Source organism: Streptomyces sp. NPDC020422 (genome assembly GCF_044386705.1).
Taxonomy (GTDB): Bacteria; Actinomycetota; Actinomycetes; order Streptomycetales; family Streptomycetaceae; genus Streptomyces.
The window spans coordinates 53,039-79,490 of record NZ_JBIRVJ010000001.1 but is presented as its reverse complement, the minus strand read 5'-3'; the positions used below and the strand labels follow the sequence as shown (position 1 = coordinate 79,490).

The following is a 26,452-nucleotide window of genomic DNA, read 5'->3' as shown; positions in this document are numbered from 1 at the left end:
AGAACCGTGTCCGAATGGCTTGTCCTGACCATCGCGATGGCCGCCGCGTGCGCCGTCGTCCTGACCATCGTCGTCATCAACCACCGCAGGATCCCCGAGGACGACGACCCCAGTGAGACCCCGGACGTCATCGAGTACATGACGATGATGATCGGCGTGGTCTACGCCATCGTCCTCGGCCTCGCCATCGCCGGCGTCTGGGAGGCCCGCAGCGCCGCCCAGGAGACCGTCCGCCAGGAGGCTCAGGCGCTGCACGAGATCTCCGCCCGCGCCGAGGTGTACCCGGTGGCGGTGCGGGAGCGGATCCGCGCCGACGTGGACGCGTACGTCCGCTACGTGGTCACCGACGAGTTCCCGCACATGTCGGAGGAGGGCGAGCTCAGCGACAGGGGCACGGAGCTCCTGGAGAAGATCCGCAGGAGCGTCACCGACTACCAGCCGGCCAATGACTTCGAGGGCCAGGCCTATCAGCCGCTGGTGGACCAGGTGGCGGTCGCCGACGACGCCCGCGGGGCCCGCGGGCAGAGCGCGGGAGACACGATGCCGGGCGTGGTGTGGTTCGGTCTGATCATCGGCGCGCTGGTGACGGTGGGCCTGATCTTCACGCTGCAGATCAGGCGCACGGGCAAGGAGTTGCTGCTCGCCGGCCTCTTCAGCGCGCTGATCGCCTTCCTGCTCTTCCTCATCTGGGACTTCGACGCGCCGTTCGGCCGGGGCATCGCGGCGACCGCCGCGCCGTTCACCGATCTGTTCCCGCAGCTCACGGGCTGATCAGCGGCCGGAACATGGGCCGGGCGGGGGACATCGGTGCCCCATTTGCACGTCTGGGATCGCGGCTGTGATAGGGGGCTCCTAGCGTGTCGGGCATCGAGGTGCATGTCAGGTGATGTGTGGAAACCGCTTCCGCAGCTGCGCCTCGGGACCCGGAGGATTCACCATGCGCGCGATACGTGCCGCCACCACCACTGTGCTGGGGGCGGCCGCCCTCGCCCTGGCCGCCCCCCTCGCCGTCGCCGCCGACGGCCCCCCGGCGGCGCCCCGCCCCCAGGCGCCCAGGGCGAAGCAGGCGGGCGACTTCGTCGTCTCCCCCGGCGTCGTCGCCCCGGGCGGCCGGATCACCCTGAGCGCCCCGGGCTGCGCGAGTACGGCGACGGCCTCGGCCGGCATCTTCGACACGGTCACCATCGCCCCGGGTTCGGCGGCCACCGCGACCGTGGACATCGACGCCAAGCGGGGCGCCGTCTACACGGTGTCGTTCAACTGCACCGGCGGGATCGCCGGCACGGTCGACCTGACCATCAGCGGCGGCAGCACCTCGACGCCCACCGCGGCCTCGACGCTGCTGCCCCCGCCCCGTGGGGTGCAGGGCGGTCTCGGCGGCTCGGTCGGATCGGCCGGGACCTGGACGCTCGCGGCCGGCGGGGCCATGGTGCTCGCCGCGGCCACCGGTGTCGTGCTGGTCGTGCGCCGCAGGGCCGCCGACGGCCGGCGTCACTGACGGGTGCGCCCGGTGCCCGCGCCCGTACCGCTCGCGCCCCGCACGCCCGTCGTCCCCGGGCCCTGGTCAGGACTCGGGGACGACGGGCGTTGCGGGCCGACCGGGAGGTTCGACCGGTCAGACCCCAGCGCCGGACATACGGCGCCGGCGGGCGATGAACAGCCCCCCGCCCAGCGCGGCCGCGGCGACCAGGCTGCCGCCGACGGCCATCTCGGTGGAGCTCGGGGCGAGCGAGCCGCCCAGACCGCCCTGGGCGCCGCGACCCGGCAGGACGCGGAACGGGTGCGTGACGACGCTGCTGTTGTCGCTGCACTTGACGGCGAGGTTGTAGCTGCCGGGCGTCGCGTTGTTGTAGACGCGGGCGATCGCGCTGGAGAGCCCGTTGGAGTTCACCGAGAGGTTGGTCTCGGGGAACGCGTTGGACGTGACCGTGCCACCGTGACCGCAGCCCTTGGCGGTGATGGTGATCGTCGAGCCGGCATGGACGTCGTACGGGTTGACCTGCACATTGGTCGGCCCGTTGGTGGCGGTGGCGAGGGGGGCCGCGAGCCCGAGCGCCGCGAACGCGGTCGCCGTCACCGCCAGAGTGCGTGCAGCACGCATGGTTGAACCTCCAGTGGAAGACGCCCCAAAGCGGTAGCTCCGGGAGATTCGACGAGTACGCCTTCCATGACGAACCATCACAAGCCGGGACGAGCCTCGCATGTCGGCCTTGGGCCACCCCGGTGACCGGGGGCGCCCGCCGAACGGGGGTGGGGATCCGACGGACCCGCAGGTCACGCACGGTAAGGACGATGATCTGACGATTACTCGGATGGGTCATCACCCGGTCGCCGCCGCACCGACGGCCGACACCCGTTCGCCCCGCCCCGATCGCCGGTCGGTCCGGGCGCCCTTACCGTTCCCGTGACGTTCCCGTGACGCCACGATGGGAGAACCATGAGGCCCAAGGACTTCAGCGTCCTCGACGCGGCCAGAAGACGCCAACCGTGGGGCGCCCTGGCCCTCGTCATGCTGTCCGGGCTGGCGATAATGCGCAACGGGGTCGGCTTCGAATCGGGACCGCCCCAGCCCACCGCCGCGGCCCGCCCGGTCACCCGTCCCGTCGGCCCCGCTCCGACCGCGGCCGCCGGACTCGAACCGCTGCCCTTCGCCCCGGCCTCCCGGATCCGCATCCCGGCACTGCGCGTCGCCGCCCCGGTCATGGACGTGGGCCTGGACCAGAACGGCTGGATCGCCGCTCCGCCGCCCCAGGACGCCAACCTCGCCGGCTGGTACCAGAACGGCATCGCGCCGGGCCAGCGCGGCACCTCCGTCGTCGTGGGCCACGTCGACAACATGGCGGGCCCCGCCGTCTTCTACGGTCTCGGCTCCCTGCAGAAGGGCCAGCACATCGAGGTCGAGCGGTACGACGGCCGGGTCGCCGTCTTCGAGATCTACGGGGTCGAGGTGTACGCCAAGAACGACTTCCCCGGTGTGCAGGTGTACGCGGACACCGGCGAGCCCGAGCTGCGGGTGATCACCTGCGGCGGCGGCTACTCGCGGGCGCGCGGCTACGACGGCAACGTCGTCGTCTACGCCCGGATGGTGGGCTCGCGGTAGCGTCCCGGGCAAGGAGGAGGGCCCCGGCGCGGGGGAACGCGCCGGGGCCCTCGTCCCGTCCGCGCCGGGCGGTGCCGCTCAGCGTCGCGGGACGGTGATGCTGTAGCCCGCGTCGAGGAGTTCGGGCAGATAGCGCTTGAGCGCGGCCACGCTGTGCGAGCGGTTGCCGCCCGCGTCGTGGTTCAGCACGACGATCCCCGGTCCCGCGCCGTCCAGGACCCGGCGCACGATGGAGTCGGTGGGGGGCTCCTGCCAGTCCAGGGTGTCGACGGTCCAGGCCATCGGCTCCATGCCCAGCTCGGCGCCGATCTCGAAGGAGAGCCGGTTCCACGCCCCGTAGGGCGCGCGGTACCAGAGCGGCGGGGCGCCGATGGCCCGCTCGATGACCTCGCTGGTGGAGCCGAGCTCCTGGCGGATGCGGGAGGGCCGCAGCTTCGGGACCAGGGGGTGCGACCAGGAGTGGTTGCCGACCACGTGCCCGTCCTCGGCCATCTCCTTGAGCAGATCCTGGTTGTCGACGGCCATCTCGCCGCAGACGAAGAACATCGCCCGACAGCCGTATCGGCGCAGGGTGGCGAGGATCTCGGGGGTGTAGCGGGGGTCGGGGCCGTCGTCGAAGGTGAGCACCATCGAGCGGCCGACGCCGGTCAGATGGAGGAAGGGCCGGGTGCGCACCGGCGGGATCGCCCGTCGGAAGGCGGGGGGCGCGTAGCCGGTCATGGGCTGGAGGCGGTAGGCGGCGGGCCGCAGCCGGGCGTGCGCCTGCGCTCCCGGAGCACCGGCCGGACGGGCCGGGGGCGCCGCGCCGGTCGCGGGTCCGGCGTCCGGGCCGCCCATCCGGTCCGTCGCGAGGACCCCGACCGTGGCGGTGGCCCCGAGGGCGGCGGCGAGCCGCAGCAACGACCGCCGCCCCGTGGTCATCTCATCCTTTTTCATGACCAATGGTTCGTACGGAGGACCGCGCACGCTTCTCAGCGACACCGGCCGCGTGCCGGAAAACACCCGATGGGCCGAAGGCCGCAGCCGGGCGGCGCGGCTATTCCCCCATGACCAGGCCGTCTCGGGCGGCGCCGCGGCCGAGGACGACCTCGCGGATGGTGTCGCGGGTCTCGGTGTACTGCTCCTCGCCCTTCCCGATCGCCGCGTTGAGGTTCACGACCCGGCCGCGGGCGGTGTCGAAGAACTGCGGGAGGAACTCGGCCCGGGAGACCTCCCAACGGCCGCCCTGCGCGGCCGGCGGGGCGAAGGTGAAGCGGGCGAGGGTGCCCTGGTTGCCGCGCTTGTCGTAGGAGCCCTCGTAGTTGATCATGTCGCCGGCGATCTGGTCGCCCATGCCGTAGACGATCCAGGTGCCGTTGACCTTCTCGTACGCCTGCGGGATGTGGGCGTGGGTGCCGAGGACGAGGTCGATGTCGGGGCGGCCGCCGGTCGTCGAGGCGGTGAGGGCGCGGCCGAGGGTGAGCTGGCGGTCGTCGGGCGCGGTCTGCCACTCGGTGCCCCAGTGGACGGAGACGACCACGACGTCGGCGCCGGCCCTGCGGGCGGCCCGGGCGTCGGCGATGATCTTCTGCTCGTCGATCAGGTCGACGGCCCAGGGCTGCCCTTCGGGCAGCGGGTAGCCGTTGGTGTCGTACGTGTAGGCCAGCTGCGCCACGGTGGCGCTGCCGGCCTTGAGCAGGGCGGGCCTGCCCGCCTCCTCGGCGGTGCGGGCCGATCCGGCGTGCCGCACGCCCGCCTTGTCGAGGGCGTCGAGGGTGCGGCGCAGCCCGGCGGCGCCGTCGTCGAGGGTGTGGTTGGAGGCGGTGGAGCAGGAGTCGTAGCCGGTCTCCTTGAGGGCGGCGGCGATCTCGGGGGGCGACTTGAAGGCGGGATAGCCGGTGTAGGGGCCGCCCTCCTCCCCGTACACGGTCTCCATGTGGCAGATCGCCAGGTCGGCGGCGGACACGACGGGCTTCACCCCCGAGAGCATGGGGCGGAAGTCGTACCCCGCGCCGCCCGCGTCGGCGGACGCCTGGCGGATGATGGAGTCGTGCGGCAGCACGTCGCCGGAGGCGACGAGGGTGAAGCCGGCCGGTGCGGACGCTCCGCCGGGGGCCGCCGGGGGGTGGGGGGTGCGGCGGGGCGCTTCGGGGGCGCGGTCCTGGGCGGCGCATCCGGTGGCGGCGGCGAGCAGGACGGCCGCGAGGGCCGTCGCGCCGGTTCTGGTGCGTGGGGGCATCTGCCGAACTCCACTGATTCATAGGATGAACATCTGTTCCTTTGAATTGATCGTCAGCAAAGGGCCCAGTCAAGGGTCATTGCCGCAGAGCAGGGCAAATCCCGCTGAATCGGACGCAAGGGTTCCCGGTGCCCGCGCGGCGTACCGTTCGCCCTACCGTTCACCGCGCGGTGCGACCGTTCGTCGCATCCCGCTGTCCGTTCCCTGTCGCTCCTCGTCCGTATGCGTTCGGATACCGGCCATGACCACGGCAACCACCGACGAGCGGACCCTGAAGGAGCTCCAGCGGGAGCACGGTTCCGCGCTGCTGGCCTTCCTGCTCGGACTGACGGGCGGCGACCGGCAGCGCGCCGAGGACCTGGCGCAGGAGACCCTGGTGCGGGCCTGGCTCCACCCCGAGGCCTTCGACGCGCCCTACGAGTCGATGCGCCCCTGGCTCTTCACCGTCGCCCGGCGGCTCGCCATCGACGCCCGCCGCTCCCGGCTCGCCCGCCCCACCGAGATCGGCGACGGCGTGCTCGCCGTCACCGCCGACCCTGCCGACACCACCGCCTCCGCCGACGCGGCGCTCGACGTACGGGCCGCGGTGCGCGGCCTCAGCCCGGAGCACCGGGCGGTGCTCGTACGCCTCTACTTCCACGGCCTGACCGTCAACGAGGCCGCCGCCGACCTCGGCATCCCGCCCGGCACCGTGAAGTCCCGCTCGTACTACGCGCTGCGCCTGCTCGGACGGCGGCTGCCCGGCTACCGGCCGCCGCGGCGCACGCCCGTTGCCCGGCCGCGGGCCGCCGCCCCACAATGATCCGCGTGACGCTGACTCTCGCCGCCGCCGAAAAGGTCCTCGCCGACAACTTCGCCCCCTGGGTGCTCGATCTGGGGCTCACCGTGGACTCCGTCGACGGCCAGGAGGCCGTCCTGCGCCTCCCCTGGTCCGACCGGCTCGCCCGGGAGGGCGGCGGGCTGTCCGGTCAGGCCCTGATGGCCGCCGCCGACACGGCGACGGTGCTCGCGGTGGCCGCCGCCCGCGGCGGCTTCGTCCCGATGACCACGGTCCAGCAGTCCATCAGCTTCCAGCGCGCGGTGGTCGGCACGGACGTCCTGGTGCGGGCCCGGCTGACCAAGGCCGGGAAGCGGATGGCCTTCGCGGACATCACCATGACCGCCGAGGGCAGCGAGGAGACGGCCGCCCACGCGACGGCGGTGTACGCGCTCCTCGGCTGACCGCCACGGGCGCCTCCCGCCCCGCAGCTCACGCCTGTCACACGACCCCCACCTGCACCGATGTGCCGGGGGCCGTATCCGGAACCGTGCGGGCGAGTTGAGCAAAGAGCGCCCCGCGCACGTGCTTCCAGGAGGAGGCTCGTCGTCGGGGCCTCGTGAGGGACGTCCGGGAGAAGGTGGAGCGTTGCTGCCCGAGAGCACGAACGGCACCGGCGGGGGCGGGCTCGCCGTCCCCATGGACTGGCTGTGCGCCGAGTACGCCGCCGACGACCTGCTGCGCGCCGGCGGACTCGTCGAGCCGGGATCGCTGGAGTTCCGCGCCGGGCTCCAGGCGCTGGCCCTGACCGTCCACCTCTCCGGCGGCGGGCTGACGGAGTGGCTGTGGCGCACCTCCCACGACCACCCCTGGTCCGGCTGGGTCGAGGCGCGGCTCGCCGCACCCGCCGCCGACGGGCCCGACGTGGCACTGGCCCGGGCGACCTGGCGGCGGCTGTGCGCGACCGAGCTGCGCGCCGCCGACCTGGCGGACCTCGCCGGGGTGGCCGGGCCGGTCGCGTCGGCGCCGGCCGGCGCCATCGACGAGGACCGCCAGGTGTGGCTCCCCGCCTGGCAGTTGGGCGTCGCCCTCGCCCACCTCGCGCTGCACCTGCACTGAGCCCGGTCAGGGGGCGGCCGGGTGGACCCCGGGCCGGTACTTGGGGACGCGCACCGTCACCTTCATCCCCGCGCCGACGCCCGTCTCGATGACGAGACCGTGCTCCGGCCCGTACACCTGGCGCAGCCGCTCGTCGACGTTGCACAGACCGATCCCGGAGGCGGAGGGCCGCTCGCCGCGCAGCAGGGCGCGCAGCTCCTCGGGGTCCATGCCGACGCCGTCGTCCTCGATGGTGACCACGGCCTCGGCGCCCGCGTCGTGGGCCGCGATCACGATCCGGCAGCCCTCGGCGGAGTCCTCCAGGCCGTGTTTGACCGCGTTCTCCACGAGGGGCTGGAGACAGAGGAAGGGCAGCGCCACCGTCAGCACCTCGGGCGCGATCCGCAGGGTCACGGTGAGCCGGTCGCCGAAGCGGGCCCCGGCGAGCGCCAGGTACTGCTCGATGGCGCGCAGTTCGTCGGCGAGCCGGGCGAACTCGCCGTGCCTGCGGAAGGAGTAGCGGGTGAAGTCGGCGAACTCCAGGAGCAGCTCGCGGGCCCGCTCGGGGTCGGTGCGGACGAAGGAGGCGATGGCGGCGAGGGAGTTGAAGATGAAGTGCGGGGAGATCTGGGCGCGCAGGGCCCGGATCTCGGCCTCGACGATCCGGGTGCGCGAGCGGTCGAGCTCGGCGAGTTCGAGCTGGACCGAGACCCAGCGGGCCACCTCCGTGGCCGCCCGCACCAGGACCGCGGACTCCCGGGAGCCGTACGCGACGAGCGCGCCGAGCACCCCGTCCTCTCCGGTGAGCGGGGCGACCACGGCCCAGCGCAGCGGGCAGGCGTCGTCCGCGCAGCCGGTGTGCGCGGAGTGGCTGCGGCCCGAGGCGAGGGTCTCGGCGACCAGCTCCGGGACCCGGTCGCGGTGGTGTCCGTCGCCGGGGCCGTCCCAGGCGAGCACCGCGGTCCGGTCGGTGAGGCACAGCGCCTCGGTGCCCAGCAGGGAGCGCAGCCGGCCGGCGGCGCGGCCCGCCGTCTCCTCGGTGAGTCCCGCGCGCAGCGGCGGCGCGGCGAGCGAGGCGGTGTGCAGGGTGTGGAAGGTGGCCCGTTCGACGGGGGTGCCGAGCCCGGGGCCCGCGGAGCGGTGCCCGCGGCGGGTGGTGATCCGGCCGAGGACGAATCCGGCGGCGAGCAGGACGGCTCCGACGGCGCCCGCCGCGGCCAGTTCGATGCCGCTCACCGCTCGGCCGCCTTCGGCAGCGCCGGTCCGCTCCGGCCCGGCTCCCGGGGCGCGGGACGCCCGCTGAACTCCTCGGGCAGGTGCAGCCGGGCCAGGATCCGGGCGGTGCCGGGCGGCACCCGGCGCGGGGTCGCGAGCGAGACCAGGACCATGCTGAGGAAGCCGAGCGGCACCGACCAGACCGCGGGCCAGGCCATCAGCGTGTGCGGCCAGCCGGCCGGCGGCAGCCCGGCCCGGGTCGCCATCACGGCGGCGAGCGCCGAGCCGCCGCCGAGGAGCAGTCCGGCGACGGCGCCCGGCGGAGTGAGCCGCCGCCACCAGATGCCGAGGACGAGCAGGGGGCAGAAGGAGGAGGCGGAGACGGCGAAGGCCAGGCCGACGGCGTCGGCGACCGGCACCTGGGAGGCGACCGTCCCCGCGCTCAGCGGTACGGCCGTGGCGAGCAGGGTGGCGAGCCGGAAGTGCCGTACGCCCCGGGAGGGCAGCACGTCCTGGGTGAGGACCCCGGCGACGGACATGGTCAGTCCCGAGGCGGTCGACAGGAAGGCGGCGAAGGCGCCGCCCGCGAGCAGCGCGCCGAGCAGGTCGCCGAGGACCCCGCCGAGCATCCGCTCCGGCAGCACGAGCACGGCGGCGTCGGCGGCGCCGGTCAGGGCGAGTTCGGGGGCGTAGATCCGGCCGAGCGCCCCGTAGACCGGCGGCAGCAGGTAGAAGACGCCGACCAGGCCGAGGACGACGAGGGTGGTGCGGCGGGCGGCCCGGCCGTGCGGGCTGGTGTAGAAGCGGACGGCGACGTGGGGCAGGCCCATGGTGCCGAGGAAGGTCGCGAGGATCAGCCCGTAGGTGGCGTACAGCTGGTGTCCGTCGCGGCCGCCGGCAAGCGGTTGGGACCAGCCGAGGGGGTCGGCGCCGGTGCCGGCGCGGCGCGGGACGGGGGCGCCCGCGGGGAGGGCGAGCGTGGTGTCCGCCTCGACGCGGTGGGTGCCCGGGGCGAGGGTCACGCCCTCCCCCGCGTACGTCCGGTCGTCGACGCGGCCCGTGACGGTGAGCGTCAGCGGGGTGTCGACCTCGACGCGCACGGTCTCGGCGACCCGGACGTCGGTGTGGGCGCGCAGCACGGCGGGGGCGTCGAAGCGGGCGCGCGGGGCGCCGTCCCCGTACCAGGCGGCGGCGAGGAAGAGCACCGGGACGAGGAGGGCGGTGAGCTTGAGCCAGTACTGGAAGGCCTGGACGAAGGTGATGCTGCGCATGCCGCCCGCGGCGACGGTGCCGGTGACGACGAGCGCGACGAGCAGTCCGCCGACCCAGTCGGGGACGCCGGTGAGGATCTCCAGGGTGAGGCCCGCGCCCTGGAGCTGGGGCAGCAGGTAGAGCCAGCAGATGCCGACGACGAAGAGGCTGGCGAGCCGCCTGGCCTGCGGTGACTCGAGCCGGGCCTCGGCGAAATCGGAGAGGGTGTACGCGCCGGAGCGGCGCAGCGGGGCGGCGACCAGGAGCAGCAGGACGAGGTAGCCGGCGGTGTAGCCGACCGGGTACCAGAGCATGTCGGGGCCCTGGACGAGGACGAGTCCGGCGATGCCGAGGAAGGACGCGGCGGAGAGGTACTCGCCGCTGATGGCGGCCGCGTTGAGGCGGGGGCCGACGGTGCGGGAGGCGACGTAGAAGTCGGAGGTGGTGCGGGAGATGCGCAGCCCGAGGGCTCCGATGAGGACGGTGGCGAGGACGACGGCGGTGACGGCGGCGATCGCGTAGGTGTGGTTCACGGGCCGGTGCTCACCGCTCGACGAGGCCGGTGAAGTCGCGTTCGTTGCGTTCGGCGCGGCGCACGTACCAGTGGGCGACCGCCCAGACGACGGGGTGGACGCCGACGCCGAGCACGACCCACACGACGGCCTCGGGGGCGGGCAGGGCGAGCAGCAGCGGCAGCGAGCCGACGAGCAGGACGAGGGCGCCCAGTGCGGTGAGCGCGGTGCGCAGCTGGCTGCGCATCAGGGACCGTACGTAGGTGTGCCCGAGGGTGGTCTGCTCGCTGATCTCGGAGCGGGCGGGCGCGTGCTGGGGTCGCGGCCGGGGCACGGCACCGCCGAGGGCCGACGCGTAGGTCACGGTCTCCCGCCGCGGCCGGCGCGGGGCTTCTCCCCGGCCGGGGCCCCGGGGAGGGTGGTGCTCGGACATCGGTGTCCGCTCTCTCACGGTCTGCTGGGCCCGTGGAGTGTACGCGGAAGGGGCTCGTGCCCGGTAGGGGTCCCGGCGCCGGCGGGCATCTCCTCGGACCGGCCCTACGGGACGCGGCGCATGAGGAGCTCGCGCAGGTGGCGGGCGTGGCGGCGGGAGACGGCGAGTTCGGCGTCGCCGACCCGTACGGAGGTCGCGCCGCCGTCCAGGCGCAGCTCGTCGATGCGGTCGAGGGCCACGAGATGGCTGCGGTGGATGCGGACGAAGCCGCGGGCGGCCCAGCGCTCCTCGAGGGTGGAGAGCGGGATGCGCACGAGATGGCTGCCGTGGTCGGTGTGGAGGCGGGCGTAGTCGCCGTGGGCCTCCACGTACGCGATGGTGTCGACGGACACGAAGCGGGTGACGCCGCCGAGTTCGACGGCGATCTGCTCGGGGGCGGGGGCCGCCTGGGCGGTGGTGTGCACCAGGTCGTGCACCCGCCGGACGGCCTCGGCGAGGCGTTCGCGGCGCACGGGCTTGAGCACGTAGTCGACGGCCTCCAGGTCGAAGGCCTGGACGGCGAAGCCCTCGTGGGCGGTGACGAAGACGATGAGCGGGGGCCGGGCGAAGCCGCCGAGCAGCCGGGCGAGGTCGAGCCCGCCGAGCCCGGGCATGTGGATGTCGAGGAAGACGACGTCGACGGCCTCGTCGCCGCCGGGCCCCGCCTCCAGGGCGCGCCCGATCCTGCGCAGCGCCTCGGTGGCGTCGCGCGCGCCCTCGGCGCTGCGCACCCGCGGGTCGGCCCGCAGCAGATAGAGCAGTTCTCCGAGGGCCGGCGCCTCGTCGTCGACAGCCAGTACGCGCAGCATGCGCGGGAGTCTATTTCAGGGGCCCCGAAGGCTATTTGAGGAGTTTCGACATGCGCCGGTCGGCGAGCGGTTTGCCGCCGGTCTGGCAGGTGGGGCAGTACTGCAGGGAGCTGTCGCTGAAGGACACCTCGCGGATGGTGTCCCCGCAGACGGGGCAGGGTTCGCCGGTCCGGCCGTGGACGCGCAGGCCGCTCTTCTTCTCGGCCTTGAGCTTCCCGGCGGCGAGCCCGTGGGAGCGTTCGACGGCTTCGGCGAGGGTGGTGCGCATGGCCGTGTAGAGAGCGGCGGTCTCCGCGGGTGTGAGGTTCTGGGTGGGTTTGAAGGGCGACATCTTGGCGACGTGCAGGATCTCGTCGCTGTACGCGTTGCCGATGCCCGCGATGAGGCTCTGGTCGCGCAGCGCCCCCTTGATCTGGCGCCGTTCGCCGGCGAGCAGCGCCGTGAAGGCGGCGAGGTCGAAGGCGTCGGCGAGCGGGTCGGGGCCGAGGCGGGCGACGCCGGGCACCTCGGCGGGGTCGTGCACGAGGTGGACGGCGAGGCGTTTGGTGGTGCCGGCCTCGGTGAGGTCGAAGCCGTCGCCCTCGGTGAGCGCGGTGCGCAGTGCCAGCGGGCCCTTGCCGGGGCGGGGCGGGCCCGAGGGCAGCACGTCCTTCCACTGGAGCCAGCCGGCCCGGGCGAGGTGGACGAGGAGGTGCAGGGGTCCGGCCGCGCCGTCGGTGGCGATGTCGAGGAACTTGCCGTGCCGGGCGACGCCGGTGACCCGGGCGCCTTCGAGGGCGGTGAGGGGCGGGTCGTACGTCTTGAGCACGCTGATCGCGACGGGCAGGACGCGGGCGATCTCCTTGCCCACGAGGTGCTCGTCCAGGAAGGCGCGGAGGGCTTCGACCTCGGGCAGTTCGGGCATGCTCCCACCCTGCCGTACGGGGCCGTCGGACGCCCGCCGGAAGGGTCCGGATCCGGCGGGCCCCGACCGGCGCGGCCCTCGGTCTCCCGGTGCACGGCGTCGCCGTCGCCCGCCGTCTCACTCCCCCGGCGTCTCCGTGACGAACTCGCACCACACGCACTTGCCGCCGCCGCGCGGCTCGACGCCCCACAGGTCGGAGATCCGGTCCACGAGCAGCAGGCCCCGCCCCGAGACCCCCGCCTCGCCCGCCTCCCGGCGCCGGGGCAGGGCGCTGGAGCGGTCCTCGACCTCGACGCGCAGCCGCCGTTCGGGCCCGGGCAGCATCCGCAGGGTCACGATGGCGCCGCCGTCGGTGTGCATCAGGGCGTTGGTCATGAGCTCGTCGGCGACCAGCTCGATCTCGTCGGAGCGGCTGCCCGCGCCCCAGGCCCGTACCGCCGCCCGGATCATGTGCCGGGCCGAGCTGAGCGCCTCCGGGTCGTTCTGGCCCACGTGCTGCTGGAGCCGGCCGCCGGGCTGCGGGTGGACGCCCTCGCGGCGCAGCAGCAGGATCGCCACGTCGTCCTCGCCGCCGCGCTCCTCGACGACGTCGCACAGGTGGTCGGCGAGCTCCTGGAGGTCCCGGGGGCCGCGTTTGACCAGCGAGGAGAGCCACTGGAGCCCCTCGTCGAGGTCGGCGCCCGGTTTCTCCACCAGGCCGTCGGTGTAGAGCAGCAGGGTCTGGCCGGGGTCGAGCTCGACGGTGGTCACCGGGTAGTCGAGCCGGGCGAACTCGGCGGACAGGCCCAGCGGCAGGCCGCCGTCCACCGGGAGCCGCCGGCTGGTGCCGTCGGGGTCCTGGACGAGCGGGTCGACGTGGCCGGCGCGGACGATCTGGACGAGGCCGGTCGCGGGGTCGGCCTCGGCGTAGGTGCAGGTGGCGAAGCGCTCGGTGTCGAGCTCGTGGAGGAAGACGGAGGCGCGGGCCATCACCGTGGCGGGGGTGTGGCCCTCGGCGGCGTAGGCGCGCAGCACGATCCGCAGCTGGCCCATGACGGCGGCGGCGTGGGTGTCGTGGCCCTGGACGTCGCCGATGACCGCGCCGACCCGGCCGCCGGGAAGCTGGATGATGTCGTACCAGTCTCCGCCGATGTCCTGGCCGAGCCGCGCGGAGCGGTAGCGGACCGCGATCTGGGCGCCGGGGACGTCGGGGATGCGGCGGGGCAGCATGGCCTGCTGGAGCCCCTCGGCGAGGTCGTGCTCCTGCTCGTAGAGCATGGCCCGCTGGAGGCTCTGGGCGATGGAGCTGCCGAGGGCGACGAGCAGGTTGCGCTCGTCGGCGCTGAAGCCGGTGCGGTCGCCGCTGTAGAGCAGGCCGAGGGCGCCGATGGGGCGGGCCTGCGCGATGAGCGGGAGGTAGGCGGCGGAGGTGATGCCGAGGCCGCTGATGTGCGGCCAGAGCGTCGGGTAGGAGGCGGCGAAGTCCTCGGGGGACTCGATGAACCGGGGGCGCAGGGTGCGGATGACCTCGCTCATCGGGTACGGCTCGTCCACCCGGGTGAACCGGGTGCCCGGGACGAAGGCGCCGTCGGGTCCCTCGGCGACGAGGTGGATGCGCCCGGCCTCCAGGAGGCCCATGACGAGGCTGGCCGCGCCGAAGTGTTCCAGGCCCTGGGAGTCGTTGAGCAGGTCGATGATGTCCTGCACGGTGCGCGCGTGGGCGAGGGCCGCCGTGGTGCCCTCGACGACGCTGGTGCGCTGCCGCCGCCCCTCGTCGAGGCCGAGCCGTGCGGCCGACTCGGTCAGCTCCTCGGAGGCGTCCCGGACGATGCCGACGATGCGGACCGGGCGCCCGGTCTCGTCGCGCCGGACGAGGCCCTGGGTGTGGGTCCAGCGCTGGGCTCCCGCGCGGGTGCGGATGCGGAAGTAGGCGCCGTAGTGGTCGCTGCCGTCCTTGAGGGCCTGGGCCACGAGCGTGTCGAGGCGGCGGCCTTCGTCGGGCAGGACCCGCGAGGAGAGGACCGCCGGGTCCCCGTCGTACGCGCCGGGTTCCATGTCGAAGACGTTCAGGGCGCCCTCGTCCATGGTCATCCGGCCGGTGAGCAGGTCCCAGTCGAAGCTGCCCATCCGGAATTCCTGGCCGAACTCATGGAGAAAGCAGCAGGCCGGCCCCGCCGACCCCGCTCCGCAGCGGCACTGCTCCGCCGCCTCCCCGCCCCCGCTGCCCGCGTTCATGGGGCCACGCTAGGCGTAGCCCCGCCCGTGCGCACGGCGAAGATCGGAAATGGGTTCGGACAGGGGTCCGAGCGGGGGGCCGGCCCCGGTCGGTCAGCCCTCGAAGGTCTCGGGCTGCCGTGCGGCCGGGTCGTTCGGGAACAGCTCCTCGAACGAGGGCGGCGGCTCGGCGGAGGGGAAGTCGGGCGGCAGGTCATGGGGCGCATCGGGCATCGGGAGGTCGGGGGTCGGGACGTCCGGCGCGGGCACGTCGGGCCGGGGGGCGTCGGGCGCGGGGACGGTCGTGTCGGGGGCCGGTGCGCTCGTGCGCGGACCGCTGTCGGGGGACGGCGGGGACGAGGGCGCCTGGGGCTGCGCGGGCGTCCTCGGCTCCGCGGGCGAGCGCGGGGCCTGGCCGTCGGGCAGCGGGGCGGCGGGGGCGGTGGCGGGGTCGCAGGAGGCGGGGTCGCAGGGCGGCAGGACCTCGGGCCTGCGGTCCTGGTCGCCGTCGCTGCCGGTCTTGCGCTCCAGCCAGGTGTTGTCGGCGAGGTTCGCGATCACCAGGCCGGTGACGACGCCGCCGGTGGGGGTGATGGCGACGACGCGGTCCGGTGCGTAGCCGGGCCACGGTCTGCCGGTGTGCACGGCGCCGGGTCCGGCGGCGGGGGCGCGCAGCGGGTTGCCGCAGGCGCAGCGGACGCGGGGGGTGCCGTACTGGTCGACGAGGACGGCGGTGCCGGCCTGGAGGACGGACTGGAAGGCGGTGGCGCGGCCGTCGCGGTAGCCGTGGTCGGTGACCCGGGTGTCGGAGCGCAGCAGGACGGGGGTGAGCCCGCGCAGCCAGCCGGTGACGTTGGCCTCGGGGATGCCGGCCGCCTCGGCGAAGGCGCGGGTCCGGGCCGGTTCCGCGGTGAGGAGGGCGACCTGCTGGGCGACGTTGCAGCTGGCGACGGAGCGGGTGCCGGCGTAGAGGCCGGGGGTGGCGCCGGTGACCAGGCGGGCGGCCGGGACGGGGCTGCCGGTGATGCCCTCGGGTGCCGAGCCGGGCCGCGCGGGGGCGCCCTCCTGCGCGGTGGAGGGGGTGAAGGCGTCGGGTCCCTGGGCGCCGGCCGGCTGGAGCAGGACCTCGCGGGCGGGCGCGGCGGCGGTCTGCTCCGCCCCGGCCTCCCCGGCGCCCCCGGAGGAGCAGCCGGCGATCAGCAGGGCCGAGGCCAGCGCGGCCGTCGCCACGGCCGCGGGCCGGGTGGGCCTTCGTCTGGGTGTGCGCACCTGGTTCTCCCGCTTTCGCCGCCGAGTCGTTCCTTCATGTCTGCCGCAGGCCCCGGGCCCCCGCAATCCACGTACGCCCATCCGGCGAGGCGGCGGTCACCCACCCCGGCCTTGAACGCGTTCAAGAGAGGCCCTACGCTCATCCATGACGCTTGAACACGTTCAAGAAGGGGGCTCGACGTGCCATGTCCGTACTCGTGGGACTGATCGTGATGCTCGGGATGCTGGTGATCGTCCCGATCGGCCTGCGCCTCGTGGACGGCCCCCAGCCGCCCACGCTCCGGCTGCTGCGCCGCGCCTGGCCGCTGCTCGCCGCACCCGGCGCGCTCGCCCTCTGGCTCCCCCGCTCGCCGCTCGCCGCCGCGCTGGCCTGCTGCTACGCGCTCGCCACCCTGGCGCTCGCCCTGCACGCCCCCGCCCGGCTCCTGGTCACCCGCTCCCTCGCCCCGGCGGAGGTCGCGGTGCTCACCGCGCTGGTGACCCCTGCGGTCGCGGGCCTCGCCCTGGTCGCCGAACGCGCCGGACACGAGCTGTTCGGCTTCGAGCTCGGCATCCTCGCCCTGACCGTCCCCCACTTCCACTTCGCCGGCTTCACCGCAGCCCTGGTCGCCGGCCTCGTCTGCCGGACGACCGGGGGCCGCCCGGCCCGGTTCGCCGCGCTCAGCGTCCCGCTCGGCACCCTGCTGGTCCTGCTCGGCTACTTCGTCGACGACTGGGCCGAGCTCGCCGGAGCGCTCGTCCTGACCGCGGGCATGTGGGCCGTGGCCCTGCCGACCTGGCGCGAGCTGCGCACGACCGCCGCCGATCCGGTCACCCGCGCCCTGCTCGGGACCTCCGCCGCGGTCCTGGCCGCCACCATGCTGCTCGCGCTCAGCTGGGCGCTCGGCGAGGCCACCGGCCTGCCGCACCCGAGCCTGACCTGGATGGCCGCGACCCACGGCCTCGGCAACGCCCTCGGCTTCGCCCTCTGCTCGCTGCTCGCCTGGCGCCGCCTGCGCGCGCTCCCGGCCACCGGCCCGACACCGGTGGGCCGCCCCCTTCCCCGTACCGCCCCGCGCGGCCGGCCCGGGACCACCCCGCAGGCCACCGCCCGCACCGCCCCGCACCGAACGGAGCTCCCGGCATGACCCGACTCATCCGCAGCCTCTCCGACGCCGTCGCCGAGCCGGCCGCTCCCCCGAGCGCACCGAACTACCCCGAGGTCGGCGCCACCCGCACCCGGCCGCTGCCGGCCGGCTACCACCACCTCCACCACACCGTCCGGGTCGGCCGGGGCCGCGAGGCCTTCCTGGCCGCGGGCGCCGCGGTCACCACCTGGCGGATGCACCGCGCCACCGGGGCCCGGGTGACCAGCGAGGCCCGCGAGGCCGCCCCGGGCGTCACCCTGGAGGTCTCCCTGGGCCTCGGCCCGGTCCGCTTCCGCGCCCCCTGCCGGGTGATCTGGACCGCGGACACGGAGACCGAGGCCGGCTTCGCCTACGGGACCCTCACGGGGCACCCGGAGCGCGGCGAGGAGTCCTTCATCGTGGAGCTGCGCGAGGACGGCTCGGTCTGGTTCACCGTGACCGCGTTCAGCCGTGCCGCGGCCTGGTACACCAGGCTCGGCGGCCCTGTCGTACGGGCGCTCCAGCTGGCCTACGCCCGCCGTCTCGGCCGCGCGCTGCGGGGGCTCGCCGACGGCGCCTGACGGCCCACGGCGGGCCCGGGAGAGTTACGCTCCTTCTGTAGCGTGAGGAGGCGGCCATGAGCCAGTACGACGAGTACACCAGCCCCTCGCAGGCCGAGGGCGAGCGCCTCGAAGAGGACATGGACTCGATGCAGAAGCAGCAGACGCATCCGATGACCATCCGCACCACCCCCTCCCAGGCGGAGGGCGAGCGGGCGGTGGACGAGGACGAGAAGCGCTGACCCGCGGCGCGTCCGGCGCCCCCGGTGCCGGACGCCGCCGACGCGCCGGTCGCGATGGAGTGGTTCACCGCACCCGACTACTGGCTGAGCAGGATCGTCTTCCAGCGCGGGCTCGCCGGTCTCTACCTCGTCGCGTTCCTCGCGGCGGCCTTCCAGTTCCGCGCGCTGATCGGCGAGCACGGCATGCTCCCGGTGCCCGCCTACGTGCGCCGGGTCCCCGCCCGCGGCGCGCCCAGCCTCTTCCAGTGGCGGTACTCGGACGGCCTGTTCGCGGCGGTCGCCTGGGGCGGGGCCGGGCTGGCCCTCGCGATGGCGGCGGGCGCGGGCGACGCTGTGCCGCTGCCCGTCTCGATGCTGCTGTGGCTCCTGCTGTGGGGGCTCTACCTGTCGATCGTGAACGTGGGCCAGACCTGGTACTCGTTCGGCTGGGAGTCCCTGCTCCTGGAGACGGGCTCCCTCGCCGTCCTGCTCGGCAACGACGAGACCGGACCGCCCGTGCTGGTGCTGTTCCTGCTGCGCTGGCTGCTCTTCCGGGTCGAGTTCGGCGCCGGGCTGATCAAGATCCGCGGCGACCGGTGCTGGCGTGACCTCACCTGCCTCTACCACCACCACGAGACCCAGCCGATGCCCGGGCCGCTGAGCTGGTTCTTCCACCATCTGCCCCGGCCGCTGCACAAGGTCGAGTGCGCCGCCAACCACGTCGTCCAGCTCGGCGTCCCCGTGCTGCTCTTCACCCCGCAGCCGGTCGCGACCGTCGCCGCCGGGCTGATGGTGGCGACCCAGCTGTGGCTCGTGCTCTCGGGCAACTTCGCCTGGCTGAACTGGCTGACCATCGTCCTCGCCCTCTCCGCGATGGACGGCTCGCTCGTCACGGGCGCCCACCCGCTCCCCGACCCGCCGGTCTGGTACGTGGTCGTGGTCTGCGCGGCGACCGTCCTGGTGCTCGTGCTGAGCCGGCACCCGGTGCGCAACCTGATCTCCAAGCGGCAGGCGATGAACCGCTCCTTCGACGCGTACCACCTGGTCAACACGTACGGCGCGTTCGGCACCGTCGGGCGGATCCGGGACGAGATCGTCGTCGAGGGCACGGACGACCCGGAGCCGCACCCGGGCACGGAGTGGAAGGAGTACGGCTTCAAGGGCAAGCCGGGCGATCCGCGCCGGCTGCCGCGCCAGTTCGCCCCGTACCACCTGCGGCTCGACTGGCTGATGTGGTTCGCCGCGCTCTCCCCCGGCTACGCCCGCGACTGGTTCGGACCCTTCGTCGAACGCCTCCTCGCCAACGACCGCGACACCCTCCGCCTGCTGGCCCACAACCCCTTCCCCGACGCCCCGCCCACCCACGTCCGGGCCCGCCTCTACCGCTACCGCTACACGACCTGGCAGGAGCTGCGCTCGACCGGCGCCTGGTGGCACCGGACGCTGCTGCGCGAGTACATGCCGCCGGTGCGTCTGCGGGAGCGGGCCCGGCGCGACTGAGCGGGCGGCCCCGGGACACGCCCGTGCCCCCGGCCGCACGGGGCGGCCGGGGGCACGGGGTGAACGGCAGCGACGACTCAGTCGATGCCGGGCAGGATGTGGGGCTCGGCGAGGTCGTCCTCGTAGCCGGCCAGACGGATGGGGGCCGAGCGGGCCCACACCTCGAGGCTGCCGAGTTCGCCGGACCGCTTGCGCTCGGTCGGTTCGGCCGGGCGCTGTTCCTGCTGGGTCAGTTCTGGTGTCACCGCGCACTCCTTTGTGTCGCGTACCAATGGGGACTGGGACCGTCGGCCGCGGTGGCGCCGTTCTTCGGACGGGACCGCGGCCTTGGTGTCAGGCCTGTCCCCAGGCCGACCGTGAGGGTTCGGTGAAACCCTGGTGGCCGACCGTGGACATCAGACTAACCAGATGAGCGAGCCAACGCTCTATGGGGCGCCAAAGTGTGACGCGAACGGGTGACGGCTTTCCGGCCAGAAGGGGACGGACTACCAGTTACCGGGCGCGTAGTCCTTCATGAAGACGCCGTAGAGGTCCTCGCCCTGCTCACCGCGCACGATCGGGTCGTAGACCCGGGCCGCGCCGTCGACCAGGTCGAGCGGGGCGTGGAAGCCGGCCTCGGCGAGGCGCAGCTTGTCGAAGTGGGGACGCTCGTCGGTGATCCAGCCGGTGTCGACCGAGGTCATCAGGATGCGGTCCGTCTCGAACATCTCCTGGGCGCTGGTCCGCGTCACCATGTTCATCGCGGCCTTGGCCGCGTTGGTGTTCGGGTGGCCCGCACCCTTGTAGCCGCGGCTGAAGACGCCCTCCATGGCGGAGACGTTGACGACGTAGGAGCGCCCGCTGGGCGCCTTGGCGGCGGCCTCGGCCATCACCGCGCGCAGCTTGCTGATCAGGATGAACGGCGCCGTGTAGTTGCACAGCTGGGTCTCCAGGAGCTCCACCGGCGAGATCTGCTCGATGGACTGCACCCAGGTGTTGGACTCGACGACGTCAGGCACCAGGCCGCCCGCGTCGATGGCGGTGCCGTCGAGGTGCCGGGCGACGCTGGCGTTGCCCGCGACCAGGGCGAGGTCGGCGACCTGCTGGGCGTCGAGCCCGCTCACGCCGGCGGGCAGCGCGGCGCCGGAGCCCAGCTCGCCGACCGCGCCGGAGCCGAAGGCGCCGATGACGTGGTGGGCGGGGAGCTCGCCGGCGGGCAGCGGCGCGTTCTCGCCCTCGACCAGGGCGGCGTAGGCGGAGGGCAGCCGGCGCACGGTCTGGGTGGCGTTGTTGACCAGGATGTCGAGCGGTCCGGCCTCGGCGACCTGGTCGGCGAGGGCCACGGCCTGGGCGGGGTCGCGCAGGTCGATGCCGACGACCTCCAGGCGGTGCATCCACTCCGCCGAGTCCTCCATCGCCTTGAAGCGGCGGATGGCGTCCTTGGGGAAGCGAGTGGTGATGGTGGTGTGGGCGCCGTCGCGCAGCAGCCGCAGCGCGATGTACATGCCGATCTTGGCGCGGCCGCCGGTGAGCAGCGCGCGCTTGCCGGTGAGGTCGGCGCGGGCGTCGCGGCGGGCCCGGTTCAGGGCCGCGCACTCCTGGCAGAGCTGGTGGTAGAAGTAGTCGACCTCGACGTACCGCGTCTTGCAGGTGTAGCAGGAGCGGGGGCGCTGGAGTATCCCGGCGATCTTCCCGGCCTCGGTGATCGAGGAGGGCAGGATGCCCTCGGTCTCGTCGTCGATGCGCTGCGCGGAGCCGGTCGCGGTGGCCTCGGTGACCGCCTTGTCGTGGGCGGTCTTGGCGGCCCGGCGCTCCTGGCGGCGGCGCTGCTTGACGGTCCGGTAGATGCCGGCGGTCGCGCGGCGGACGGCGATGGCGTCCGGGTGGTCGACCTCGATCTTGTCCAGCTCGTCGAGCACGCTCAGGCAGACGGCCAGGCGCTCGGGGTCGATGCCCGGCCCGTAGTCCTGGGTCTCTTCAGTCACCGTCATGGCCTTCGTCGTTCCTCGATCGCTCGCGCCGTGAGTACCCCGTCAGTACTTCCAAAGACGCAACTTTACGGAGCGGGGGGCCGCGCCTCCAAACCCGTTCGAGGAGCGTGGTCGAACACACAGTCGCCGCACAGGCCGCCGGAGGGGCAGCGGTAGTAGAGACAGCAGCTGGTGCGGCGCAGCGCGGGGCCCCGGACCGTACGGGCCAGGTCGGGGTGGTCGAAGAGGCCCTGGACGAGGGAGGTGGCGCGCTCGGCGGCGTCGGGGCGGCCCTGGGCGCGGGCCCAGCGGAGCAGCTCGCGCAGGGCCCCGGCGAGCGCGGAGCCCGCGTTGCCCCACAGCAGCCGCTCGGAGATGCGGCCGTCGCGGGCGAAGGCCGCGTGCAGTGGGACGAGGTGGGCCTCGTGGACGACGGCGCGCAGCTCGTCGACGCCGGCGGGGCGGGTGGCGGTGCCGGACCACCAGAGGTCGTCGGGAGAGGTGAGCGCGCCGTCCCAGTGCAGGGTGGCGGGCGCGAGGTCGGGGACGAGTCCGTGCAGTGCGGCGGGGCCGAGGGCGGTGGACCAGAGGCGGGCGGCGAGGCCGAGGTGGGCGATCGAGGCGGCGACCCGGCGTTCGGGGGCGCCGAGCCGGGCGGCGACCCGGTCCACGCGGGCGGCGAGAGGGGCGTCCCGGCCTGCGTAGAGGAGGGCGAGCGGGAGGTGGTCCGCGCCCGGTGCGGGCGGGGTGGTGCGCAGCGCGAAGAAGCCGCCCACCTGTGCGCTGTCGTCGAGATCCACGCCCGCATCCTGCCGTACGCGTCCGCCGCCCCGATCCGGACCTCCCTCTACTCGATCAAGTCCAGTCATCCTTGGCCAAGAAACGGTCACGCGATCTGTCCGGCGAGTGGGTGGAGAACACCGTGCGGGCCAATGTGGACCGGGTTGTCCTACGACTGGCTCGGGATGAGGCGTTCGCGGGGGCCCGGATCGTCGGCGCCCACTTCGACCTGGACACCGGAAAAGTCGTGTTCCACCCGGCCTGACCTGCGCAGGCGTACATCCCAGGGTGTACGCGGCGGGCTCGTACTCCATCCGCGGTACCTCCGATCGCGTTCCTGGGTACGAAGACGGGAGCGCCCGGGAGAGAGATCGTGGAAGGTATGAGCCCCCTCCTGCTGTCCGTGCTCCTGTCGTTGGTCTCGGCGGTCGCCTACGCGGCCGCGGCGATCGTGCAGGAGCGCGTCGCGGCCTCCGCCGCCGGACCGCGCTACGCCCCGCTGCGCACCCCCGCGTGGTGGGGCTCCGTGCTGCTCAATGGAGTGGGCGCGGCCCTGCACGTGGCCGCGCTCGCCTACGGACCGCTCAGCCTGGTCCAGCCGCTGGGTGCCCTGACGATCGTGTTCGCGCTGCCGATGGCGGCGCTCCTGGTGGGCCGCAAGGCCGGACGGACGGCGTGGCGGGGCGCCGTGATGGCGACGGTGGGCCTGGCGGGGCTGCTCAGCCTGACCGGCGGCGCCGGGGGCCAGACGCTCTCCGACGGCGAGCGGCACCTGCTCGCGCTGACCACCTTCGGCGCGGTGGCCCTGCTGTTCGCCCTGGCCCGGGTGGTGGGCCGTTCGGTGCTGCGCAGCGTGATCCTCGCCGCCGCGGCCGGGGTGTCCTTCGGCATCGCCTCGGTCTTCACCAAGACCGTGGCCGAGGAGTGGACGGCGAGCGCGCCGCTCGCCGAGTGGACCAGCCTGCTGACCCTCTCCGCCCTCGCCGTCACCGGACTGCTGCTCTCCCAGGCCTCGTACCGGGGCGCCGGTCTGGCGGCCCCGCTGGCCACGGTCACCGTGGTCAACCCGGTGGTCGCCGCGACCGTGGGCCTGACCCTGTTCGGCGAGTCCTTCCGCTACGGGACGGCCGGCGCCGTCGCCGCGCTCATCTGCGGCGCGCTGGCGGCGGCCGGCCTGGTCCAGCTCACCCTCGACCGGCTCGGGCGCGCCGAGGACGCGCCGGCGCCGTCCGCCCGCCCCGGGGCGGGCGGACGGCGATCAGATCGACACGCCCCGGGCGCGGAGGTAGGCCAGGGGGTCGATATCGGAGCCGTACCCGGGTCCCGTGCGCATCTCGAAGTGGAGATGCGGTCCCGAAGTGTTGCCGGTCGATCCTGAGCGCGCGATGCGCTGCCCGGGGTTGACCCGCTGCCCCTCGCGGACGTTCAGCGCGGACAGGTGCGCGTACTGGCTGTAGCGCCCGTCCCCGTGGCGGATGACGACCTGGTAGCCGTACGAGCCGGCCCAGCCCGCGGAGACGACCCGGCCCGAGGCCACGGCCCGTACGGAGGTGCCGGTGGGGACGGGGAAGTCGACGCCCGTGTGGTAGCCGCTCGCCCAGGACGAGCCCGCCTTGCGGTAGCGGGTGCCGATGTCGGTGTCGGCGACGGGCGAGGTGAAGTGGTCGGCCTCGGGGGCGGCGGGGCGGGGAGCGGGCTTGTGCACCGGCTTGTGCACCGGCTTGTGCACCGGTTTCGCGACCGGCTTGGCGGCCGGCTTGTGAACGGGCTTCGGCGCGGGCTTCGCGACCGGCTTCGTGGTGGGCTTCGCGGCCGGGGGCCTGGGAGTCGGCGGGGTGACGGGCCTGGCGGGGGCCTTGCCGGCCGGGGGCTTGGCGGCCGGGGGCTTGGCGGCCGGGGGCTTCGCCACCGGCTTGGGCGCGGGCCTGGTCTCCGGCTTGGCCGCGGGCGCCTTCGGGGCGGCCATCCGCAGGGTGAGCCGCTGGCCCGGGTGGATGAGGTCGGGGTCGTCGCCGACCACCGTGCGGTTCGCCGCGTACAGCCGCTGCCAGCCGCCCCGCACGTGCTCGTCACGGGCGATCGCGGACAGGGAGTCGCCGGGCGCCACCGTGTACATCTCGCGGACGCTGGGCACGGCGGTCGGGCTCGTGCCCGCGGGCTGCTTCCGCTGGGCCGGTAACGCGGCCTTCAGCGGCCGGACGCCCGCCGACTGGGCCGCCGGGCCGGGGGCCTCGCCGCCCCGTTCGAGCCCGGCCCGCGGCCCGCAGGCCGGCCACGCGCCGGGGCCCTGGCCCTTGAGGACGCGTTCGGCGACCGCGATCTGCTGGTCGCGGGAGGCCAGGTCGGCGCGGGGCGCGTAGTGCGTCCCGCCGTACCGCTCCCAGGTGGACTGGCTGAACTGCAGCCCGCCGAAATAGCCGTTGCCGGTGTTGATCCCCCAGTCGGAGGAGGACTCGCAGGCGGCGAGCTTCTCCCAGACGTCGAGGGAGGCCGCCTGCGCGGCGCCCGCCCCGATGAGCGGCAGGGCCATTCCGGCGCCGCCCGCGGTGACGGTGAGCGAGGCACGGTTGATCAGGCTCGGCTGGTACCGGCGGTGTCTCCCGCGTACGGCCATGGGCCCCCCTTGAAACGCATCGGCAGTCGCCCACGGTAGGGGCGCGCAACCGTGCGTGACAAGGCCCCTGGCACAATCGCCCCGCCTTCCGTCACCTCGCCGTCAGGGCCCCGCGGGACCCGGCTGCGGAGTGGGCTCCGGCTCGGGCACCGGCGTCGGCCGGGGGTCCGGCACCGGGCTCGGCGGCGGTACCGGGCCGGGCGGGGGCACGGGCGGCGGCGGAGGCACCGGCGGCGGGATCGGCGGCGGCAGCGGATCGGGGTACGGGGGCTGTGTCATGGCGACTCCGGGGTCCGGGGACACGGTCGGGTCTAGGTTCTCCCGGTACGCGTGCCCCCGCGCGCGGAGCCCATTCATTCGGGTCGGTACCCCGCCGCGGCCGCCGCCGCCGCGAGCCCGCTCGCCGGGCTGGACAGCACCCTCAGCGGGGTGCGTACGCGTTCGACGGCGTCGGCCATGGAGGCCTGGGCCAGCACCACCACGGTCCCCCGGGAGGGGTCGATCCGGTCCACGGCCCCGGCGACGGCGTCGAGGTATCCGTCCCGGTCGCCGGCCTCGAACCGCTGCCACGCCTCCGGCAGGACCAGGGAGCGGACGAACGTGGTCCGGCCGGTGGACTCCTCGCGGAGCAGCTCCATCGTGGGCTCCACGGTGGAGGCCAAGGCCGCGACGACCACCACGAGCCGCCCGTCGCGCATGGCCTCCGCGGCCATCGGGCGGTCGACGCGCAGCACGGGCACGCCGAGGGCGGCGGCCTGCGCCTCGGCGACCGCGCCGATGGTGGAACAGGTGCACAGCACGGCCCGGGCGCCGTCGGCGACGGCCCGCGTGAGAACGGCTCCGACCTCGCCCGCGACCGCGTCGGGGCCTTCGGCCCTGGCCCGGTCGAGCAGCTCCTCGTGGACGAGGTGGCGCAGCCCGAGCCCGGGGTGGTGCCGGTCCCGCAGCCCGTCGAAGACGGGGACGTGGACCGGCGAGGTGTGCAGCAGGGCGAGCGGCCCCCGGGGCTCCGCGGTCACCAGAGGTCCGGCGTGGCCTTGAGCTGCCGCTTGGCCGCGCGGGTGACCCCGTCCGCGGGCGCAGGCGCCTCGTCGGGGTGGCGCTCGGCCCACCTGGCCGCGTACGGGCAGAGCGGCACGACGGGGACGCCCTCGGCGGCGGCGATCCGGTAGAACTCGCGGACCAGCGCCGAGGCGACCCCCTTCCCCTCGTGGGTCGCCTCGACGACGGTGTGCACCGCGACGAGGGCGTGGGGCGCGTCCTCCAGGACGAAGTAGACGACGACACCGGCGTAGTCGCCGTCGTCGAACGCCTCCAGGCGTCCCTTCTCGCGGTCGTCGCGGATGGTCGGCTCGGCCATGCTCCGGTCTCCCTCGCTGTGCGCCTCGCGACGCGGGGCCCCCGCCCGCGGGCCCCGCCGCCCTCGCGGGTCTGCTCAGACCTGTGCGGGCACGGCGTGCGGCGGGCGCACCGTGTCGCTGTCCGGGACCGGAGCGGACGCGTCCTGCCCCAGCTCCACGATGCGGTTCTCGGCGTCCACGTGCACGACGCGGGGCACGAGCGTCCGTGCCTCGGCGTCCTCGACCTGGGCGTAGCTGATCAGGATGACCAGGTCCCCGGGGTGGACGAGATGCGCGGCGGCGCCGTTGATCCCGATCACGCCCGAGCCGCGCTCGCCCTCGATGACGTACGTCTCCAGGCGGGCGCCGTTGTCGATGTCGACGATGTGGACCAGCTCGCCCGGCAGCAGGTCGGCGGCCTCCATCAGCTCGGCGTCGACGGTGACGGAGCCGACGTAGTGGAGATCGGCCTGGGTGACGGTGGCCCGGTGGATCTTGGACTTGAACATGGTGCGCAGCACGTGGGGCTCCTCGAAAGACGGCTCCCTGCCTGCTTTGTACAGGTCAAGGGCGTCCTCGACCTT

General features: G+C 74.4%; 28 protein-coding genes. 11 read left to right on the top strand and 17 right to left on the bottom strand.

What is annotated here, in order from left to right:
* The first annotated feature begins 6 nt into the window (after window positions 1–6).
* Window positions 7–771, top strand: a complete 765-nt coding sequence (locus ACH414_RS00370; RefSeq protein ID WP_382545163.1) for a hypothetical protein — start codon at window positions 7–9, stop codon at window positions 769–771.
* A gap of 166 nt (window positions 772–937) precedes the next feature.
* Window positions 938–1,498, top strand: a complete 561-nt coding sequence (locus ACH414_RS00365; RefSeq protein ID WP_382545166.1) for a hypothetical protein — start codon at window positions 938–940, stop codon at window positions 1,496–1,498.
* 117 nt (window positions 1,499–1,615) lie between these two features.
* On the opposite strand, the gene ACH414_RS00360 is transcribed toward ACH414_RS00365, so the two are convergent.
* Entirely contained in the window at window positions 1,616–2,101 is a 486-nt protein-coding gene (locus tag ACH414_RS00360) for a hypothetical protein (RefSeq protein ID WP_382545168.1), read from the bottom strand.
* 336 nt (window positions 2,102–2,437) lie between these two features.
* Between ACH414_RS00360 and ACH414_RS00355 the strand changes: the two genes are divergently transcribed.
* Window positions 2,438–3,100: a class F sortase gene (locus ACH414_RS00355; RefSeq protein ID WP_382545171.1), complete on the top strand. Its 663-nt coding sequence runs from the start codon at window positions 2,438–2,440 to the stop codon at window positions 3,098–3,100.
* A gap of 78 nt (window positions 3,101–3,178) precedes the next feature.
* Here the strand turns inward: ACH414_RS00355 and ACH414_RS00350 are convergent, their stop codons facing one another.
* On the bottom strand, window positions 3,179–4,021 hold the full coding sequence (locus ACH414_RS00350; RefSeq protein WP_383162129.1) for a polysaccharide deacetylase family protein: 843 nt from the start codon (window positions 4,019–4,021) through the stop codon (window positions 3,179–3,181).
* A 115-nt stretch (window positions 4,022–4,136) separates the two neighbouring features.
* Window positions 4,137–5,318, bottom strand: coding sequence for a CapA family protein (locus ACH414_RS00345; protein WP_398940432.1), 1,182 nt, complete (start codon window positions 5,316–5,318; stop codon window positions 4,137–4,139).
* Between the two features lie 241 nt (window positions 5,319–5,559).
* Here ACH414_RS00345 and ACH414_RS00340 point away from each other — a divergent pair, with 241 nt between their 5' ends.
* From ACH414_RS00340 to ACH414_RS00330, 3 genes are all read left to right on the top strand, one after another.
* Window positions 5,560–6,120: a sigma-70 family RNA polymerase sigma factor gene (locus ACH414_RS00340; protein ID WP_382545179.1), complete on the top strand. Its 561-nt coding sequence runs from the start codon at window positions 5,560–5,562 to the stop codon at window positions 6,118–6,120.
* Window positions 6,121–6,125: 5 nt separating this feature from the next.
* Window positions 6,126–6,539 carry a PaaI family thioesterase gene (locus tag ACH414_RS00335; protein ID WP_382545182.1) on the top strand — a complete coding sequence of 138 codons (414 nt, stop codon included), beginning with the start codon at window positions 6,126–6,128 and terminating at the stop codon, window positions 6,537–6,539.
* 235 nt (window positions 6,540–6,774) lie between these two features.
* Entirely contained in the window at window positions 6,775–7,194 is a 420-nt protein-coding gene (locus ACH414_RS00330; RefSeq protein WP_382545376.1) for a hypothetical protein, read from the top strand.
* Between the two features lie 6 nt (window positions 7,195–7,200).
* Here ACH414_RS00330 and ACH414_RS00325 read toward each other — a convergent pair whose 3' ends face one another.
* The 7 genes from ACH414_RS00325 to ACH414_RS00295 form a co-directional block, all read right to left on the bottom strand.
* Entirely contained in the window at window positions 7,201–8,409 is a 1,209-nt protein-coding gene (locus ACH414_RS00325; protein WP_382545185.1) for a histidine kinase, read from the bottom strand.
* Window positions 8,406–10,172, bottom strand: coding sequence for a cation acetate symporter (locus tag ACH414_RS00320; protein ID WP_382545188.1), 1,767 nt, complete (start codon window positions 10,170–10,172; stop codon window positions 8,406–8,408). Before ACH414_RS00320 ends, ACH414_RS00325 begins: the two co-directional genes overlap by 4 nt.
* A 10-nt stretch (window positions 10,173–10,182) precedes the next feature.
* Window positions 10,183–10,584: a hypothetical protein gene (locus ACH414_RS00315; protein WP_398940431.1), complete on the bottom strand. Its 402-nt coding sequence runs from the start codon at window positions 10,582–10,584 to the stop codon at window positions 10,183–10,185.
* 104 nt (window positions 10,585–10,688) lie between these two features.
* Window positions 10,689–11,432 (bottom strand): LytR/AlgR family response regulator transcription factor, encoded by a 744-nt coding sequence (locus tag ACH414_RS00310; RefSeq protein WP_382545193.1) that lies wholly within the window; start codon window positions 11,430–11,432, stop codon window positions 10,689–10,691.
* Window positions 11,433–11,463: 31 nt separating this feature from the next.
* Window positions 11,464–12,336 (bottom strand): Fpg/Nei family DNA glycosylase, encoded by an 873-nt coding sequence (locus ACH414_RS00305; RefSeq protein ID WP_398940430.1) that lies wholly within the window; start codon window positions 12,334–12,336, stop codon window positions 11,464–11,466.
* A gap of 117 nt (window positions 12,337–12,453) precedes the next feature.
* The gene (locus ACH414_RS00300) at window positions 12,454–14,550 is read right to left on the bottom strand and encodes a SpoIIE family protein phosphatase (protein WP_398940429.1); all 2,097 of its coding nucleotides are present in this window, start codon (window positions 14,548–14,550) and stop codon (window positions 12,454–12,456) included.
* A gap of 93 nt (window positions 14,551–14,643) precedes the next feature.
* Complete coding sequence (locus tag ACH414_RS00295) at window positions 14,644–15,798, bottom strand: DUF6777 domain-containing protein (RefSeq protein ID WP_398940428.1); 1,155 nt, start codon at window positions 15,796–15,798, stop codon at window positions 14,644–14,646.
* A 185-nt stretch (window positions 15,799–15,983) separates the two neighbouring features.
* Between ACH414_RS00295 and ACH414_RS00290 the strand changes: the two genes are divergently transcribed.
* Genes ACH414_RS00290 through ACH414_RS00275 form a run of 4 tightly spaced genes read left to right on the top strand, consistent with a single transcriptional unit; the run spans window position 15,984 to window position 19,185 of the window.
* Entirely contained in the window at window positions 15,984–16,925 is a 942-nt protein-coding gene (locus ACH414_RS00290; protein ID WP_391767990.1) for a YndJ family protein, read from the top strand.
* On the top strand, window positions 16,922–17,485 hold the full coding sequence (locus ACH414_RS00285) for a DUF1990 family protein (protein WP_382545207.1): 564 nt from the start codon (window positions 16,922–16,924) through the stop codon (window positions 17,483–17,485). Before ACH414_RS00290 ends, ACH414_RS00285 begins: the two co-directional genes overlap by 4 nt.
* 56 nt (window positions 17,486–17,541) lie before the next feature.
* Window positions 17,542–17,706 carry a hypothetical protein gene (locus ACH414_RS00280; RefSeq protein ID WP_398940427.1) on the top strand — a complete coding sequence of 55 codons (165 nt, stop codon included), beginning with the start codon at window positions 17,542–17,544 and terminating at the stop codon, window positions 17,704–17,706.
* A 54-nt stretch (window positions 17,707–17,760) separates the two neighbouring features.
* Complete coding sequence (locus ACH414_RS00275) at window positions 17,761–19,185, top strand: lipase maturation factor family protein (RefSeq protein ID WP_398940747.1); 1,425 nt, start codon at window positions 17,761–17,763, stop codon at window positions 19,183–19,185.
* A gap of 77 nt (window positions 19,186–19,262) precedes the next feature.
* Here the strand turns inward: ACH414_RS00275 and ACH414_RS00270 are convergent, their stop codons facing one another.
* From ACH414_RS00270 to ACH414_RS00260, 3 genes are all read right to left on the bottom strand, one after another.
* On the bottom strand, window positions 19,263–19,430 hold the full coding sequence (locus ACH414_RS00270) for a hypothetical protein (protein ID WP_382545212.1): 168 nt from the start codon (window positions 19,428–19,430) through the stop codon (window positions 19,263–19,265).
* A 240-nt stretch (window positions 19,431–19,670) separates the two neighbouring features.
* On the bottom strand, window positions 19,671–21,155 hold the full coding sequence (locus ACH414_RS00265) for an SDR family NAD(P)-dependent oxidoreductase (RefSeq protein ID WP_386561523.1): 1,485 nt from the start codon (window positions 21,153–21,155) through the stop codon (window positions 19,671–19,673).
* Window positions 21,156–21,220: 65 nt separating this feature from the next.
* Window positions 21,221–21,934: a (2Fe-2S)-binding protein gene (locus ACH414_RS00260; RefSeq protein ID WP_398940426.1), complete on the bottom strand. Its 714-nt coding sequence runs from the start codon at window positions 21,932–21,934 to the stop codon at window positions 21,221–21,223.
* A gap of 362 nt (window positions 21,935–22,296) precedes the next feature.
* Between ACH414_RS00260 and ACH414_RS00255 the strand changes: the two genes are divergently transcribed.
* Window positions 22,297–23,292, top strand: coding sequence for a DMT family transporter (locus ACH414_RS00255; protein ID WP_382545221.1), 996 nt, complete (start codon window positions 22,297–22,299; stop codon window positions 23,290–23,292).
* On the opposite strand, the gene ACH414_RS00250 is transcribed toward ACH414_RS00255, so the two are convergent.
* The 4 genes from ACH414_RS00250 to panD all read right to left on the bottom strand — a co-directional run bounded on the left by ACH414_RS00250 (window position 23,173) and on the right by panD (window position 26,389).
* Window positions 23,173–24,528: a peptidoglycan DD-metalloendopeptidase family protein gene (locus ACH414_RS00250; protein WP_398940425.1), complete on the bottom strand. Its 1,356-nt coding sequence runs from the start codon at window positions 24,526–24,528 to the stop codon at window positions 23,173–23,175. The two genes, ACH414_RS00255 and ACH414_RS00250, sit on opposite strands and share 120 nt — an antisense overlap.
* 353 nt (window positions 24,529–24,881) lie before the next feature.
* A complete protein-coding gene (locus ACH414_RS00245; RefSeq protein ID WP_398940424.1) occupies window positions 24,882–25,547 on the bottom strand; it encodes an aspartate/glutamate racemase family protein in 666 nt (221 codons plus the stop codon).
* Window positions 25,544–25,888, bottom strand: coding sequence for a GNAT family N-acetyltransferase (locus ACH414_RS00240; RefSeq protein ID WP_398940423.1), 345 nt, complete (start codon window positions 25,886–25,888; stop codon window positions 25,544–25,546). Before ACH414_RS00240 ends, ACH414_RS00245 begins: the two co-directional genes overlap by 4 nt.
* A gap of 75 nt (window positions 25,889–25,963) precedes the next feature.
* The gene (gene panD, locus ACH414_RS00235) at window positions 25,964–26,389 is read right to left on the bottom strand and encodes an aspartate 1-decarboxylase (RefSeq protein WP_382545233.1); all 426 of its coding nucleotides are present in this window, start codon (window positions 26,387–26,389) and stop codon (window positions 25,964–25,966) included.
* Window positions 26,390–26,452 lie beyond the last annotated feature (63 nt).

Excerpts from the sequence above, each read along its gene's own strand:
- ACH414_RS00310 (WP_382545193.1), bottom strand. The coding sequence starts at position 11,432 with ATGCTGCGCGTACTGGCTGTCGACGACGAGGCGCCGGCCCTCGGAGAA.
- ACH414_RS00360 (WP_382545168.1), bottom strand. The coding sequence starts at position 2,101 with ATGCGTGCTGCACGCACTCTGGCGGTGACGGCGACCGCGTTCGCGGCG.
- ACH414_RS00365 (WP_382545166.1), top strand. The coding sequence starts at position 938 with ATGCGCGCGATACGTGCCGCCACCACCACTGTGCTGGGGGCGGCCGCC.
- ACH414_RS00355 (WP_382545171.1), top strand. The coding sequence starts at position 2,438 with ATGAGGCCCAAGGACTTCAGCGTCCTCGACGCGGCCAGAAGACGCCAA.
- ACH414_RS00255 (WP_382545221.1), top strand. The coding sequence starts at position 22,297 with ATGAGCCCCCTCCTGCTGTCCGTGCTCCTGTCGTTGGTCTCGGCGGTC.
- ACH414_RS00345 (WP_398940432.1), bottom strand. The coding sequence starts at position 5,318 with ATGCCCCCACGCACCAGAACCGGCGCGACGGCCCTCGCGGCCGTCCTG.
- ACH414_RS00330 (WP_382545376.1), top strand. The coding sequence starts at position 6,775 with ATGGACTGGCTGTGCGCCGAGTACGCCGCCGACGACCTGCTGCGCGCC.
- ACH414_RS00350 (WP_383162129.1), bottom strand. The coding sequence starts at position 4,021 with ATGACCACGGGGCGGCGGTCGTTGCTGCGGCTCGCCGCCGCCCTCGGG.
- ACH414_RS00315 (WP_398940431.1), bottom strand. The coding sequence starts at position 10,584 with ATGTCCGAGCACCACCCTCCCCGGGGCCCCGGCCGGGGAGAAGCCCCG.
- ACH414_RS00265 (WP_386561523.1), bottom strand. The coding sequence starts at position 21,155 with ATGACGGTGACTGAAGAGACCCAGGACTACGGGCCGGGCATCGACCCC.
- ACH414_RS00280 (WP_398940427.1), top strand. The coding sequence starts at position 17,542 with ATGAGCCAGTACGACGAGTACACCAGCCCCTCGCAGGCCGAGGGCGAG.
- ACH414_RS00290 (WP_391767990.1), top strand. The coding sequence starts at position 15,984 with ATGTCCGTACTCGTGGGACTGATCGTGATGCTCGGGATGCTGGTGATC.
- ACH414_RS00340 (WP_382545179.1), top strand. The coding sequence starts at position 5,560 with ATGACCACGGCAACCACCGACGAGCGGACCCTGAAGGAGCTCCAGCGG.
- ACH414_RS00305 (WP_398940430.1), bottom strand. The coding sequence starts at position 12,336 with ATGCCCGAACTGCCCGAGGTCGAAGCCCTCCGCGCCTTCCTGGACGAG.
- ACH414_RS00300 (WP_398940429.1), bottom strand. The coding sequence starts at position 14,550 with ATGAACGCGGGCAGCGGGGGCGGGGAGGCGGCGGAGCAGTGCCGCTGC.
- ACH414_RS00285 (WP_382545207.1), top strand. The coding sequence starts at position 16,922 with ATGACCCGACTCATCCGCAGCCTCTCCGACGCCGTCGCCGAGCCGGCC.
- ACH414_RS00250 (WP_398940425.1), bottom strand. The coding sequence starts at position 24,528 with ATGGCCGTACGCGGGAGACACCGCCGGTACCAGCCGAGCCTGATCAAC.
- ACH414_RS00240 (WP_398940423.1), bottom strand. The coding sequence starts at position 25,888 with ATGGCCGAGCCGACCATCCGCGACGACCGCGAGAAGGGACGCCTGGAG.
- ACH414_RS00275 (WP_398940747.1), top strand. The coding sequence starts at position 17,761 with ATGGAGTGGTTCACCGCACCCGACTACTGGCTGAGCAGGATCGTCTTC.